Below are 14,473 nucleotides of genomic sequence, written 5' to 3' on the forward strand. Positions count from 1 at the left end.
GTCTAGAACGAGCCCCCGAGCATCATCCAGGTGACGAGAGCCGCCACGCCGATGAGCATTGCGAATGCGTAGTGGTAGAGATAGCCGGTCTGGAGCTTGACCACCCGCTGGGTGACGTCCGTGACGCGGGCGGAGATGCCGTCCGGCCCGAAGCCGTCGATCACCTTGCCGTCGCCGGTCTTCCACAGGAAGTGGCCGATGCGCTTGGCGGGACGGACGAACAGGAAGTCGTAGAGCTCGTCGAAATACCACTTGTTGAGCAGGAAGAGGTAGAGCCCCCTGTGCTGCGCGGCGAGCTGGACCGGCGTCTGCGGCGAGCGGATGTAGAAATGCCAGGCGACGACGAAGCCGAGCACCATCGACACCAGCGGCGCCAGCTTCACCCACAGCGGCACGCCGTGGAAATCGTGCAGGATGTGGTTGTCCGGCAGCGTGAACAGCGCGCCCTTCCAGAAGCCGTCATAGCCGTGGCCGATGAAGAAGTCGTGGAAGATGACGCCGGCGAACAGCGCGCCCGTGGCGAGGATGAACAGCGGAACCAGCATCACCGGCGGCGATTCATGGACGTGGTGCATGACCTCGTGGCTGGCGCGCGGCTTGCCGTGGAAGGTCATGAAGATCAGACGCCAGGAATAGAAGCTGGTGAAGGCGGCTGCGACGACGAGCAGCGTGAAGGCGAAGCCGGCGAGCGGGCTGTGGCCGGCGAACGCGCCTTCGATGATCGCGTCCTTGGAGAAGAAGCCGGCGGTGCCGATGATCGTCGTCGGGATGCCGACGCCGGTCAGCGCGATGGTGCCGATGATCATCATCCAGTAGGTGACGGGGATCAGCTTGTAGAGGCCGCCCATCTTGCGCATGTCCTGCTCGTCGGAGACGGCATGGATGACCGAGCCCGAGCCGAGGAACAGCAGCGCCTTGAAGAAGGCGTGCGTGAACAGGTGGAAGATCGCCGCCGAATAGAAGCCCATGCCGAGCGCGACGAACATGTAGCCGAGCTGCGAGCAGGTCGAATAGGCGATGACGCGCTTGATGTCGTTCTGCACCAGGCCGACGGTGGCGGCGAAGAAGGCGGTGATCGCGCCGATGAAGACGACCACCATCAGCGCGACATGCGACAGTTCGAAGATCGGCGACAGGCGCGCCAGCATGAACACGCCGGCCGTGACCATGGTGGCGGCGTGGATCAGCGCCGAGACGGGCGTCGGGCCTTCCATGGCGTCGGGCAGCCAGGTGTGCAGCGGCACCTGCGCCGACTTGCCCATCGCGCCCATGAACAGCAGCAGGCAGATCGCGGTCAGCGCGCCGGACTGGGTCAGCGACCAGTTGAGGAAGGTGAACACCGCCTCGCCCGCCTGGTCGGGGCTTTCGGCGATGGTCGCGGCATTGGCGAAGATGGTGTCGAAATTGACCGAGCCGAACAGGACGAAGACGCCGAACAGGCCGAGCAGGAAGCCGAAATCGCCGACGCGGTTGACGACGAAGGCCTTGATGGCGGCCGCGCTCGCCGACGGCTTCTGGTACCAGAAGCCGATCAGGAGATAGGAGGCGAGGCCGACGCCCTCCCAGCCGAAGAACATCTGCACGAGGTTGTCGGAGGTCACCAGCATCAGCATGGCGAAGGTGAACAGCGACAGGTACGCGAAGAAGCGCGGCCGGTGCGGGTCGTGGTGCATGTAGCCGATGGAGTAGACATGCACGAGCGCCGAGACGGTGTTGACGACGATGAGCATGACGACGGTCAGCGTGTCGATCCTGAGCGCCCACGACACGTCGAGCCCGCCGGCCTGGATGAAGGTCAGCACCGGCACGGTGAACGCCTCGCCTTCGCCGAAGGCGACGGTGAAGAAGGCGACCCACGACAGCGCCGCCGCGACGATGAGGAAGCCGGTTGTGACGTATTCCGACGCCTTGGCGCCGATCGAGCGGCCGAACAGGCCGGCGATCAGGAAACCGAGCAGCGGAAGGAAGACGATCGCGTGATACATGGCCGGATCAACCCTTCATCATGTTGACGTCTTCCACGTCGATCGAGCCGCGGTTGCGGAAGAACACGACGAGGATGGCGAGCCCGATGGCGGCCTCGGCCGCCGCGACCGTCAGCACGAACAGCGCGAAGACCTGGCCGACGAGATCGCCCAGAGCGGCCGAGAAGGCCACGAAATTGATGTTGACCGCGAGCAGGATCAGTTCGACCGACATCAGGATGACGATGATGTTCTTCCTGTTCAGGAAGATGCCGAACACGCCGAGCGTGAACAGAACCGCAGAAACGGTCAGGTAGTGTCCGATACCGACTTCCATGATCAAAGCCCCTTGCCCGTCTCGACCTTGCGGACCTCGATCGACGAGGCCGGGTCGCGGCGCACCTGCGTGGTGACGTCCTGGCGCCTGACGCCTTCCTTGTGGCGCAGCGTGAGCACGATGGCGCCGATCATCGCGACCAGCAGGATCAGGCCGGCGATCTGGAAGAAATAGACGTAGTCCGTATAGAGGATGTCGCCCAGCGCGGCGGTGTTCTGCCGCTCGGTAAGCGCCGGCGTCGGCTGGGCGACGGTGGTCGCGAGCTCCGGCGCGAAGGCGTAGCCGCCCAGCACCACGATCAGCTCGGCCGCGAGGATGATGCCGATCAGCGCGCCGGCCGGCGCGTATTCGAGCGCGCCGCGCTTCAGCGCCGCGAAATCGACGTCGAGCATCATGACGACGAACAGGAACAGCACCGCCACCGCGCCGACATAGACGACCAGCAGGATCATCGCGAGGAATTCCGCGCCTGTGAGCAGGAACAGCGCCGCCGCATTGAAGAAGGTCAGGATCAGCCAGAGAACGGAATGCACCGGGTTGCGCGCCGCGATCACCATGAAGGCGGCGGCGATCGCTATGAAGGCGAACAGATAGAAGAAGAACGCCTCTAGTCCTGTCAGCATGGGTTCCCCCGGCTCCTTTTCGAACGGCAGATCGCCGTTCTTCCCGCTTCGCGCCCGTCTCGGGGCCCGCGAAACCGCGTGTTCCTTAGACGAGCCGGGATGGCCCGTCCACCGTTGCCGCCCCTACCTGTAGGGCGCGTCGAGATCCATGTTGCGGGCGATCTCGCGTTCCCAGCGGTCGCCGTTGGCGAGCAGCTTGTCCTTGTCGTAGTAGAGCTCCTCGCGTGTCTCGGTCGCGAACTCGAAATTCGGCCCCTCGACGATGGCGTCGACCGGGCATGCCTCCTGGCAGAAGCCGCAATAGATGCACTTCACCATGTCGATGTCGTAGCGCACGGTGCGGCGCGTGCCGTCGTTGCGGCGCGGGCCCGCCTCGATGGTGATGGCCTGCGCCGGGCAGATCGCCTCGCACAGCTTGCAGGCGATGCAGCGTTCCTCGCCGTTGGGATAGCGGCGCAGCGCGTGCTCGCCGCGGAAGCGCGGGCTGATAGCGCCCTTCTCGTAAGGATAGTTGATCGTGTGCTTCGGCGCGAAGAACTGGCGCATCGCGAGGAAGAACGCGCCGACGAAATCCGCGAGCAGCAGCGACTTGGCGGCGTGGGCTAGCGCTGACATGACCGTACTCTCCAGAAAGCCACAGACGGGATCGTGCTCATGCGACGTAGTGCTCCCAGACCTTGAGGACCGTCGCGGTGGCCACGACCATGAAGATCGAGATCGGCAGGAAGACCTTCCAGCCGAGGCGCATCAGCTGGTCGTAGCGGTAGCGCGGCACGATCGTCTTCACGATGGAGAAGAAGAAGAAGACGAAGCAGACCTTGAGCACGAACCAGACGACGCCCGGCACCCAGGTGAAGGGCGCGAAGTCGAACGGGGGCAGCCAGCCGCCGAGGAACAGGATCGCCGTCATCGCGCACATCAGCATGATCGCGACGTATTCGCTGAGCATGAACAGCAGGTACGGCGTCGAGGAATACTCGATCATGTGGCCGGCGACGAGCTCCGACTCCGCCTCGACCAGGTCGAAGGGCGGCCTGTTCGTCTCCGCCAGCGCCGAGATGAAGAAGATGATGAACATCGGGAACAGGCCGAGCCAGTGCCAGTCGAGGAAGGTGTTGGGCAGGCCGAGCGCGGTGCCGAGGCCGGTCTGCTGCGCCAGCACGATATGGCTGAGGTTCAGCGAGCCGACGCACAGCAGCACGGTGACGATGACGAAGCCGATGGAGACCTCGTAGGACACCATCTGCGCCGCCGAGCGCAGCGCGCCGAGGAACGGGTATTTCGAGTTCGACGCCCAGCCGGCCATGATGACGCCGTACACTTCGAGCGACGAGATCGCGAAGATGTAGAGGATGCCGACATTGATGTCGGCGATAACCCAGTTCTCGTTGAACGGGATCACGGCGAAGGTGGCGAGCGCCAGCACCGTCGAGACCAGCGGCGCCAGCAGGAACACGCCCTTGTTGGCGCCGGACGGGATCACCGGCTCTTTGAAGACGAATTTCAGCAGGTCGGCGAAGGACTGGAGCAGACCCCACGGACCGACGACGTTCGGCCCGCGCCGCAGCATGACGGCGGCCCAGATCTTGCGGTCGGCGTAGAGGATGAAGGCGATGAAGACGAGCAGCGCGACGATGACCAGCACGGACTGGGCAATGACGAGGAGCGTCGGCCACACATAGATCGAGAAGAAGGTGTCCATCGCCCTGCCCTATTCCGCCGCCTGCGTCATGCGACCCTTCGCCAGCGCCGAGCATTCGGCCATGACGGCGGAGGCGCGCGCGATCGGGTTGGTCAAGTAGAAGTCCCGGACCGGCGAGACGAAGGCGGACTTGCCGATCTTGCCGGCCTTGCCGCCGGCCAGGGCCGCGACATCGGCCGGGTTGCCGGGCGCGATGCCGTCGATTTCGGCGAAATGCGGGAACTCGGCGTAGAGCTCCGCCCGGAGCTGGCCGAGCGAGTCGAACGGCAGGCGCTTGCCGAGGACGTCGGACAGCGCGCGCAGGATCGCCCAGTCTTCCTTGGCGTCGCCCGGCGCGAAGCCGGCGCGGTTGGTCTGCTGCACCCGGCCTTCGGTGTTGACGTAGGTGCCGGACTTTTCCGTATAGGTCGCGCCCGGCAGGATCACGTCGGCCCGGTGCGCGCCGGCGTCGCCGTGGCTGCCGATATAGACGGTGAAGGCGTTGCCGATCTTGCCCGTCTCGATCTCGTCGGCGCCGAGCAGGAACAGCACGTCGAGCCCGCCCGACAGCATGCCGACTACGTCCTTGCCGCCCTCGCCCGGCACGAAGCCGAGATCGAGCCCGCCGACGCGTGCCGCCGCCGTGTGCAGCACGGCAAAGCCGTTCCATTCCTCGCTGACCGCGCCGACATCGTTGGCGAGCTTCGCCGCGAGCGCCAGCACGGCCGCGCCGTCGGTGCGCGCCAGCGCGCCCTGGCCGACGATGACGAGCGGCTTCTTCGCCTTCTTCAGCTCGGACAGGAATTTGATGCCGCCGTCGACGAGCTGGGCCAGCGTTTCCGGCCCGGCGCCCAGCGCCTCGTATTTGTAGCGCAGGTCGCCGGCCTCGCCGATGACGCCGATGGGCAGGTTGGTGCGCAGCCACTGCTTGCGGATGCGGGCATTCAGCACCGACGCTTCGAAGCGCGGGTTGGAGCCGACGATCAGGATCGCGTCCGCCTCTTCGATACCCTCGATGGTCGGGTTGAAGATGTAGCTCGCGCGGCCGTTCGCCGGGTCGAGCGCGGCGCCGTCCTGCCGGCAGTCGATGTTGGCCGAGCCGAGCGAGGCCATCAGGCCCTTCAGCGCATACATCTCCTCGACGGTGGCGAGGTCGCCGGCGATCGCGCCGATCCTGTCGCCGCTCGTCTTCGAAATCGCGTCCTTAATCGTGGAAAACGCTTCAGCCCAGCTCGCGGCCTGAAGGCGGCCGTCGCGGCGGACATAGGGCCGGTCGAGGCGCTGGGTGCGCAGGCCGTCCCAGATGAAGCGGGTCTTGTCGGAGATCCACTCCTCGTTCACCGCGTCGTTGTTGCGCGGCAGGATGCGCATCACCTCGCGGCCGCGCGTGTCGACGCGGATCGCCGAACCCAGCGCGTCCATCACGTCGATGGATTCGGTCTTGGTCAGCTCCCACGGCCGCGCCTGGAAGGCATAGGGGCGCGCGGTCAGCGCGCCGACCGGGCACAGATCGATGACGTTGCCCTGAAGCTCGGAGGTCAGCGCCTGCTCGAGATAGGTGATGACTTCGACATCCTCGCCGCGGCCGATGATGCCGAGCTCGGAAATGCCGGCGACCTCGGTGGTGAAGCGCACGCAGCGCGTGCAGTAGATGCAGCGCGTCATGATCGTCTTGACCAGCGGGCCGATATACTTGTCCTCGAGCGCGCGCTTGTTCTCCTGGAAGCGCGAGGCGTCGACGCCGAAGGCCATCGCCTGGTCCTGGAGGTCGCATTCGCCGCCCTGGTCGCAGATCGGGCAGTCGAGCGGGTGGTTGATGAGCAGGAACTCCATCACCCCCTCGCGGGCCTTCTTGACCATAGGGGTGTTGGTGAACATCTCCGGCAATTCGCCGTTCGGGCCGGGGCGGAGATCCCGCACGCCCATGGCGCAGGAGGCCTGCGGCTTGGGCGGCCCGCCCTTCACCTCGACGAGGCACATGCGGCAGTTGCCGGCGATCGACAGCCGCTCGTGGAAGCAGAAACGCGGCACTTCGGCCCCGGCCACCTCCGCCGCCTGCAGCAGCGTGTAGTGGTCTGGAACCTCGATCTCCTTGCCGTCGACCTTCAGTCTAGCCATCTTGCCTCAACTCCGCGGAACCCGCTTCATTCCTCACGGGCCTTCCGGCCCCGTATTCCTCAGCTACCGGCGGAAAGCCTGCCGGCCTGCCCGATCCAGTCGTCGCGCCCGATGCGGCCGGCAAAGCCCAGCTTCTCGTCAAGCCACGCGATCTCGGCGGCGTTCAGCGCCGCGATCTGCGCATAGGTCCAGATGCCGAGGCCGTTCAGCGTCTTCTCGAGCTTGGGGCCGACGCCGGAGATCGCCTTGAGATCGTCCGGCCTGGCCGGGCGCTCGATGGCCGCCGGCTGCGTGGACGCCGCCGTCCCGGCAGCTTCCACCGCCTTGACCGGCGCCTTGCGCGCATTGCCGCGCGGAGCCGCCGGCTCCTTGCACGGCGCGGGTCCGGAGGCGACGAGGCGCAGACGCGCCGGCGGCTGCCGGCGCTGCGCTTCCTGCTCGGCGAGGCCGGCGAACAGCTTCTGCGAGGCCTCGGCAGCGCCGGCGACCGCGCCCGCCCACATGCCGAACGCCTGCCCGGCAAGGCCGAGCCCGAGCGCGCTCGCGGCGGCCATGCCGGCAAGCGGATGCGCCATCAGGTTCACCGTGCCGGCAAGCTGCTCCGGCATCGCGTCCATGTAGACCTTGGTGAAGTCGTCGATCGTGCTCATTTCAGTGGCTTCCTTCCGTCGGGCGCGGCGCTCTCGTCGCCTTCGTCCTGCGTCGGGTTGTCTCCTCGTCCCTTGCTATTCCGCGGCGACCAGAACAGGCCGTGCCTGATGGGCGTTGCGGGTGAATTCGTCGATGCGGCGCTCGATCTCGGGCCGGAAATGGCGGATCAGGCCCTGGATCGGCCAGGCGGCGGCGTCGCCCAGCGCGCAGATCGTGTGGCCCTCGACCTGCTTGGTCACGTCGAGCAGCATGTCGATCTCGCGCTTCTGCGCCTGCCCGACGACGAGGCGCTCCATGACGCGCCACATCCAGCCGGTGCCTTCGCGGCAGGGCGTGCACTGGCCGCAGCTCTCGTGCTTGTAGAAGTAGGAGAGCCGCGCGATCGCCTTCACGATGTCGGTCGACTTGTCCATGACGATGACGGCCGCGGTGCCGAGGCCGGACTTGAGATCGCGCAGCGCGTCGAAATCCATCGGCGCGTCGGCGATCTCGGCTGCCGGCACCAGCGGCACCGACGAGCCGCCGGGAATGACCGCGAGCAGATTGTCCCAGCCGCCGCGGATGCCGCCGCAATGGCGGTCGATCAGCTCGCGGAACGGGATCGACATCGCCTCTTCCACCGTGCACGGGTTGTTGACGTGGCCGGAGACGCAGAACAGCTTCGTGCCGACATTGTTCGGCCGGCCGAAGGACGAGAACCACGCCGCGCCGCGGCGCAGGATGGTCGGCGCCACCGCGATCGACTCGACGTTGTTGACCGTGGTCGGGCAGCCGTAGAGGCCGACATTGGCCGGGAACGGCGGCTTCAGGCGCGGCTGGCCCTTCTTGCCCTCGAGGCTTTCGAGCAGCGCGGTCTCCTCGCCGCAGATATAGGCGCCGGCGCCGTGGTGGACGTAGACGTCCATATCCCAGCCATTCTTGTTGTCCTTGCCGAGCAGGCCCGCCTCATAGGCCTCGTCGACCGCGCGCTGGAGCGCCTCGCGCTCGCGCACGAACTCGCCGCGGACATAGATGTAGGCCGTGTGCGCGCCCATGGCGAAGCCGGCGATCAGGCAGCCCTCGACCAGCGTGTGCGGGTCGTGGCGCAGGATCTCGCGGTCCTTGCAGGTGCCCGGCTCGGATTCGTCGGCGTTGACGACGAGATAATGCGGGCGGCCGTCGCTCTGCTTGGGCATGAACGACCATTTGAGGCCGGTCGGGAAGCCGGCGCCGCCGCGGCCGCGCAGGCCGGACGCCTTCATCTCGTCGATGATCCAGTCGCGGCCCTTGTCGATCAGCGCCCGCGTGTCGTCCCAGTGGCCGCGGCGCATCGCGCCGGCCAGCGACCGGTCGAAGCGGCCGTAGATGTTGGTGAAGATGCGGTCCTTGTCCTGCAGCATCGCTAGCCCCTCACCTCGGCTTCTTGCCGAAGACGCGGATGTACTCGGCCTCGCCGCCCTTCGCGAGCGCCTTGGCCTGCTTCACCCATTCCTCGCGTTCGATCCGGCCCTTGAAACGCAGATAGCTGTCCACCCATTCGCGCTCGGCCTTCTTCCACGCGCCGATCTGCGCCCATGTGTAGATGCCGAGCTCGTGGAGCAGCCGCTCGTTCTTCGGGCCGACGCCGGCGATCAGTTGCAGATCGTCGGGCTGCGCCGGCCGCTCGATGGCTGCCGGACGGTTCGGATCGTCGAGCGAAACCACGGGCGCAGCAGCGGATTCGGGCTTGCCGGCGTCCTTGCCCGACTCCGGGGCCTTGAAGGCCTGGACGGCGTCGGCCTGCTTGCCGGAGTGCGCGCGGGGCTCGCCGCTCGCGGCCTTGTCGGCGGCCTTTTTGTCCTCACGCGGCGGCTTGACGCTCGCCGCGGCCTCGGCCCCGGGGCTCACCTTGACCTTGGACGGCGACTTCACCGCCGGGCTGGTCTCGATGGCGTCGGTCTTCGGCTTGGCGGCCAGCGTCGGCGCGACGGGCGCGGCGTCGGCCCTGGCCTTCGCGGCGGCCCTTGCGTCGCGGTCGCGGTTCTCCTTGAAGAAGATCGTCTCGTCGGTCAGCGTGGACTGGCCGGAAAGCGGCGCCGAATAGGTGCGCCCGTTCTGCGGCCCGGCCGGCACCCCGGCGCCTCTGCCCGCCTCGAACTCGTCGATGATCTCGGCCAGCCGCTCCGGCGTCAGGTCCTCGTAGGTGTCCTTGAAGATCATGACCATCGGCGCGTTGACGCAGGCGCCCTGGCACTCGACCTCTTCCCACGACAGCGTGCCGCCCTCATTGGTGTGGAACTGCTCGGGGTGGATCTTCTCGCGGCAGACCCGCTTCAGGTCCTCGGCGCCGCGCAGCATGCAGGGCGTGGTGCCGCAGACCTGGATATGGGCCTTCGTGCCGACCGGCTTGATCTGGAACTGGGTGTAGAAGGTCGCGACCTCAAGCGCGCGGATGTAGGGCATGCCCAGCATGTCGGCGACATATTCGATGGTGGCGCGGGAGACCCAGCCTTCCTGCTCCTGCGCGCGCATCAGCAGCGGAATGACCGCCGACGCCTGCCGGCCCTTGGGATAGCGCTTGACGACCTGCTTGGCCCAGGCCGCGTTCTCCCGGCTGAAGGCGAAGCTCTCCGGCTGGACGGATTCATCTGCGAGACGGCGGACGGACATTATCGGTCGACCTCACCAAACACGATGTCGAGGGAGCCGAGGATGGCGGAGACGTCGGCCAGCATGTGGCCCCGGCACAGGAAGTCCATCGCCTGCAGATGCGCGAAACCGGGGGCGCGCAGCTTGCAGCGATAGGGTTTGTTGGTGCCGTCGGAGACCAGATAGACGCCGAACTCGCCCTTCGGCGCCTCGACGGCGGCGTAGACCTCGCCCGCCGGCACGCGGTAGCCCTCGGTGTAGAGCTTGAAATGGTGGATCAGCGCCTCCATCGAGCGCTTCATCTCGCCGCGCTTGGGCGGCACCACCTTGCCGTCGACCGCCGAAACCGGGCCGACCCGGTCCTTGCCGAGCAGCAGGTCGACGCACTGGCGGATGATCTTCGCCGACTGGCGCATCTCCTCCATGCGGATCAGGTAGCGGTCGTAGCAGTCGCCGTTCTTGCCGATCGGGACGTCGAACTCCATCTCGGCGTAGCACTCGTAGGGCTGCGACTTGCGCAGGTCCCACGCCGCGCCCGAGCCGCGCACCATGACGCCCGAGAAGCCGCGCGCCCACGCGTCCTCGAGGCTGACGACGGCGATGTCGACGTTGCGCTGCTTGAAGATGCGGTTCGCGGTCAGGAGGTCGTCGAGATCGTCGACCGTCTTCAGGAACGGGTCGACCCACCGGCCGATGTCCTCGACGAGCTGGTCGGGCAGGTCCTGATGGACGCCGCCGGGCCGGAAATAGGCCGCGTGCATGCGCGAGCCGGAGGCGCGCTCGTAGAAGACCATCAGCTTCTCGCGCTCGACGAAGCCCCAGAGCGGCGGCGTCAGCGCGCCGACGTCCATGGCCTGCGTCGTCACGTTGAGCATGTGCGACAGGATGCGGCCGATCTCGCTGTAGAGCACGCGGATCACCTGCCCGCGGCGCGGCACCTCGATGCCGAGCAGCCGCTCGGCGGCGAGCGCGAAGGCATGCTCCTGGTTCATCGGCGCGCAATAATCGAGCCGGTCGAGATAGGGCACGGCCTGCAGGTAGGTCTTCTGCTCCATCAGCTTCTCGGTGCCGCGATGCAGCAGCCCGATATGCGGGTCGGCGCGGTCGACCACCTCGCCGTCCAGCTCGAGCACGAGACGCAGAACGCCATGCGCCGCAGGATGTTGCGGGCCGAAGTTGATGTTGAAGTTGCGGACGGCGGTTTCGACCATGGAACGCCTCAGTTCGCCTTGGCCTTCTCGTCGCCGGGCAGCACGTAGTCCGTACCTTCCCAAGGCGACAGGAAGTCGAAATTGCGGAATTCCTGCTTCAGCTCGACCTTCTCGTAGACGACGCGCTTGACCTCGTCGTCATAGCGCACCTCGACGAAGCCGGTGACGGGGAAGTCCTTGCGCAGCGGATAGCCCTCGAAGCCGTAGTCGGTGAGGATGCGGCGAAGCTCGGGATGGCCGGAGAACAGGACGCCGTAGAGGTCGAACGTCTCGCGCTCGTACCAGTCGGCGCCGGGATAGACCGAAACGGCGGACGGGATCGGCGTTTCCTCGTCGGTCTCGACCTTGACGCGCACGCGCAGGTTCTGGCGCGGCGACAGGAGGTGATAGAGCACGTCGAAGCGCCGCTCGCGCGCCGGGTAGTCGGCGCCGCAGATGTCGATGAACGAGACGAACTGGCACTGGGCGTCGTCGCGCAGGAAGGTCAGCACGTCGAGGATGTCGCTCCCCTCGACGGAGAGCGTCAGTTCGCCGAAGGCTATTGTCGCGTCGGCGAGCTTCGCGCCGAGGCGCTCCCGCAGATAGGCGGAAAGATCGGAAAGAGCTTCGCTCACGCCTTGTCTCCTACCGTTCGATCGTGCCGGTGCGGCGGATCTTCTTCTGAAGCAGAAGGATGCCGTAGAGCAGCGCCTCGGCCGTGGGCGGGCAGCCCGGCACGTAGATGTCGACCGGCACGATGCGGTCGCAGCCGCGCACCACCGAATAGGAATAGTGATAGTAGCCGCCGCCATTGGCGCACGAGCCCATGGAAATGACGTAGCGCGGCTCCGGCATCTGGTCGTAGACCTTGCGCAGGGCGGGCGCCATCTTGTTGGTCAGCGTGCCGGCGACGATCATCACGTCCGACTGGCGCGGCGAGCCGCGCGGGGCGATGCCGAAGCGCTCGCTGTCGTAATGCGGCATGGCCGAATGGATCATCTCGACCGCGCAGCAGGCGAGGCCGAAGGTCATGTACATCAGCGAGCCGGTGCGCGCCCAGGTGATGAGAGCGTCGGCCGAGGTGACGAGGAAGCCCTTGTCGGAAAGCTCGTCGTTCAGGTCGCCGAAGAAGCGGTCGTCGGCCCCGACGGGCTTGCCGGTCGAGGGGTCGATGATTCCCCTCGGCCTCGGGGCCACGAGGGTCTGGGAGCGGTCGTTCAATCCCATTCCAGCGCTCCCTTCTTCCATTCATAGATGAAGCCGATGGTCAGCACGCCGAGGAACACCATCATCGACCAGAACCCGAACCAGCCGATCTCGCCGAAGGAGACCGCCCACGGGAACAGGAAGGCCACTTCGAGGTCGAAGATGATGAACAGGATGGCGACGAGGTAGAAACGCACGTCGAACTTCATGCGCGCGTCGTCGAAGGCGTTGAAGCCGCACTCGTAGGCGGAGAGCTTTTCCGGGTCCGGATTGCTGTATGCGACCAGGAAAGGCGCAACGACAAGCGCCACAGCGACGAGGAGCGCCACACCGATGAAGATCACGATGGGCAGATAGGAACCGAGTAGCTCGCTCATGGTCTTTCCGTTGGCTTGCCGACGTTCCGCCGCGATGGGCTTACTATACACCGATACGGGAACGTCGTGGCGACAGAATTTCCCGCCGGCCCCCGCGCGGCGCAGGCTTGCTGCGACGCGGCGAGGGTTAGCGCAGGCGCAGGCGCGAAGCAAGTCAAACCTTGCCCCATGTTGCGCTGCGTCAACCGCCGAGCGGCAAAACGAACGGAACGCCCTCGTAGGCATCCTCGCCACGACCGATCGCCGCGATTGCCCCGATCATCCGCCCCTGCCGGGCCAGAAGCGCGTCAGCATGTCGCACGAGCAGCGGATTCGGGGTTGCCGAAGGCGCGGCGAGCCGCAGCGTCCACGCCAGTTCCGCCTCGTCGCGATCCGGCGCCAGCGCGGCCGCGACGATATAGGCGGCCGCGGTGGAGCGGCTGATGCCGGCGAAGCAGTTGATGGCGAGCGGCCGCGCGCGGTCCCAGCGCCGGGCGAAGGCGATCAGGCTCTCGACATGCGCCCTGCCCGGCGCGACCAGCCCGGCCTGCATCTCGGCGATGTCGTTCATCTTCAGGAACAGGTGGTTTTCCGGCGCGATTCCCGCCGGGCGGGTGAAATCCGTCCCGGCGGCGAGCAGCGTCACCAGATGCGCCGCGCCCGACGCGGCGAGCGTTTCCTCGACCTTCGTGGCGGAACAGACGTGGATCACGGTCGCAACTTTCCTTAGCCGGATGTGATGCGCGGAAAAGCCGGCGGCCGGCGCGCATTCACCTGCCGTTCATTGCATGGACGCCATATATGACGCAAACTCTCGCCTGCAACGGAGCATTCGCCGTGTCACGTCCCATCTCCACCCGCCGCCATTTCATGCTCGCTTCGCTGGGCGTCGCAAGCATGCTTTCCGCGCTTCCGGCGCTGGCGGATGGGGTCGAACCCGTGCTGACGATCAAGGGCGAACTGACCTATCTGCAGCGCATCGCCCTTCCCGACAATGCGGTGGCCATCGTCGAGGTGAAGCCCGACGACGCGCCGGACGGCGCTTCCGTCACCGCCGAGACGCGCATCGCGCTCGAGGGCCGGCAGGTGCCTGTGGCCTTCACGCTCGACGTGCCGCGCGCCCATCTCGATGCCGGCAAGACCTATGTGCTGCGCGGCGGCATAGAGGTCGATTCGCAGATGCGCTGGCTGTCCGACCCCGTGACGATCGATACGGCCGGCCGGACCGTCGACGCCGGCACGATCAGGCTGTCGCCCTACGAAGGCCCGCCCCCGTTCGGCATCGACGGCAAGGAGTTCATCACCGGCGAGTGGCGCATCGAGGAAGTCGGCGGCCAGCAGGTGCGCGAGGACATCGCCGCCACCATCGCCTTCGCCGACGACGGCACATTTTCCGGCCGGCTGTGCAATTCCTATCGCGGCGCCTTCAAGCTCGACGGCGCGTCGATCTCCTTCGGCAAGCCGGCGGCGACCCTGATGGCCTGCCCGGAACCGCAGGCGACGCACGAATGGGCGCTGTTCGACGCCTTCGAGAAGGCCAAAAGCTGGCGCCCGGGCAAGGACGGCATGCTGGCGATCCTCGACGAGAACGGCAGGACGCTCGTTCTCGTCGGCAAATAGCCGCCAGCCGCTTCCAAATTCCCATCCGGCTGGCGCAAGAGATTGTCGCCGGCCCGGCCGCTTGCCAGATTGACAAGCGGTCCCTCTTCCGGTCCGCTTGCGCGCCATTTTAGCCGAGGC

15 protein-coding genes are annotated in these 14,473 nt (G+C 66.6%); 1 reads left to right on the forward strand and 14 read right to left on the reverse strand.

Translation table 11 applies throughout. From position 1 onward, the window contains the following. Nucleotides 1–2: 2 nt before the first annotated feature. The 14 genes from nuoL to M9945_RS22285 form a co-directional block, all read right to left on the reverse strand. Entirely contained in the window at nucleotides 3–1,985 is a 1,983-nt protein-coding gene (gene nuoL / locus M9945_RS22220; protein ID WP_367946278.1) for an NADH-quinone oxidoreductase subunit L, read from the reverse strand. Between the two features lie 7 nt (nucleotides 1,986–1,992). Beyond that, nucleotides 1,993–2,301, reverse strand: a complete 309-nt coding sequence (nuoK, locus tag M9945_RS22225) for an NADH-quinone oxidoreductase subunit NuoK (RefSeq protein WP_367946279.1) — start codon at nucleotides 2,299–2,301, stop codon at nucleotides 1,993–1,995. Between the two features lie 2 nt (nucleotides 2,302–2,303). Next, entirely contained in the window at nucleotides 2,304–2,924 is a 621-nt protein-coding gene (locus tag M9945_RS22230; RefSeq protein WP_367946280.1) for an NADH-quinone oxidoreductase subunit J, read from the reverse strand. A gap of 123 nt (nucleotides 2,925–3,047) precedes the next feature. Next, complete coding sequence (nuoI, locus tag M9945_RS22235) at nucleotides 3,048–3,539, reverse strand: NADH-quinone oxidoreductase subunit NuoI (RefSeq protein WP_367946281.1); 492 nt, start codon at nucleotides 3,537–3,539, stop codon at nucleotides 3,048–3,050. Nucleotides 3,540–3,576: 37 nt separating this feature from the next. After that, nucleotides 3,577–4,626 (reverse strand): NADH-quinone oxidoreductase subunit NuoH, encoded by a 1,050-nt coding sequence (gene nuoH, locus M9945_RS22240; RefSeq protein WP_367946282.1) that lies wholly within the window; start codon nucleotides 4,624–4,626, stop codon nucleotides 3,577–3,579. Nucleotides 4,627–4,635: 9 nt separating this feature from the next. Continuing rightward, a complete protein-coding gene (gene nuoG, locus M9945_RS22245) occupies nucleotides 4,636–6,723 on the reverse strand; it encodes an NADH-quinone oxidoreductase subunit NuoG (RefSeq protein WP_367946283.1) in 2,088 nt (695 codons plus the stop codon). Nucleotides 6,724–6,782: 59 nt separating this feature from the next. Beyond that, on the reverse strand, nucleotides 6,783–7,373 hold the full coding sequence (locus tag M9945_RS22250; protein ID WP_367946284.1) for an NADH-ubiquinone dehydrogenase: 591 nt from the start codon (nucleotides 7,371–7,373) through the stop codon (nucleotides 6,783–6,785). Between the two features lie 75 nt (nucleotides 7,374–7,448). Then, nucleotides 7,449–8,753 (reverse strand): NADH-quinone oxidoreductase subunit NuoF, encoded by a 1,305-nt coding sequence (gene nuoF, locus M9945_RS22255; protein ID WP_367946285.1) that lies wholly within the window; start codon nucleotides 8,751–8,753, stop codon nucleotides 7,449–7,451. 10 nt (nucleotides 8,754–8,763) lie between these two features. Then, nucleotides 8,764–10,002 carry an NADH-quinone oxidoreductase subunit E gene (locus M9945_RS22260; RefSeq protein WP_367946286.1) on the reverse strand — a complete coding sequence of 413 codons (1,239 nt, stop codon included), beginning with the start codon at nucleotides 10,000–10,002 and terminating at the stop codon, nucleotides 8,764–8,766. Then, entirely contained in the window at nucleotides 10,002–11,192 is a 1,191-nt protein-coding gene (locus M9945_RS22265) for an NADH-quinone oxidoreductase subunit D (RefSeq protein ID WP_367946287.1), read from the reverse strand. The genes M9945_RS22260 and M9945_RS22265 overlap by 1 nt, the downstream gene beginning before the upstream one ends. 8 nt (nucleotides 11,193–11,200) lie before the next feature. After that, nucleotides 11,201–11,806: an NADH-quinone oxidoreductase subunit C gene (locus tag M9945_RS22270; protein WP_367946288.1), complete on the reverse strand. Its 606-nt coding sequence runs from the start codon at nucleotides 11,804–11,806 to the stop codon at nucleotides 11,201–11,203. A 10-nt stretch (nucleotides 11,807–11,816) separates the two neighbouring features. Then, nucleotides 11,817–12,398, reverse strand: a complete 582-nt coding sequence (locus M9945_RS22275; RefSeq protein ID WP_367930882.1) for an NADH-quinone oxidoreductase subunit B family protein — start codon at nucleotides 12,396–12,398, stop codon at nucleotides 11,817–11,819. Then, a complete protein-coding gene (locus M9945_RS22280; protein WP_367930881.1) occupies nucleotides 12,389–12,754 on the reverse strand; it encodes an NADH-quinone oxidoreductase subunit A in 366 nt (121 codons plus the stop codon). Before M9945_RS22280 ends, M9945_RS22275 begins: the two co-directional genes overlap by 10 nt. A 181-nt stretch (nucleotides 12,755–12,935) precedes the next feature. Beyond that, nucleotides 12,936–13,445, reverse strand: coding sequence for a tyrosine phosphatase family protein (locus M9945_RS22285; RefSeq protein WP_367946289.1), 510 nt, complete (start codon nucleotides 13,443–13,445; stop codon nucleotides 12,936–12,938). A 125-nt stretch (nucleotides 13,446–13,570) separates the two neighbouring features. Between M9945_RS22285 and M9945_RS22290 the strand changes: the two genes are divergently transcribed. Continuing rightward, nucleotides 13,571–14,353: an META domain-containing protein gene (locus tag M9945_RS22290; protein WP_367946290.1), complete on the forward strand. Its 783-nt coding sequence runs from the start codon at nucleotides 13,571–13,573 to the stop codon at nucleotides 14,351–14,353. Nucleotides 14,354–14,473: the final 120 nt, after the last annotated feature.

The sequence above is a fragment of the Aquamicrobium sp. genome (assembly GCF_023954335.1).
GTDB lineage: Bacteria > Pseudomonadota > Alphaproteobacteria > Rhizobiales > Rhizobiaceae > Aerobium.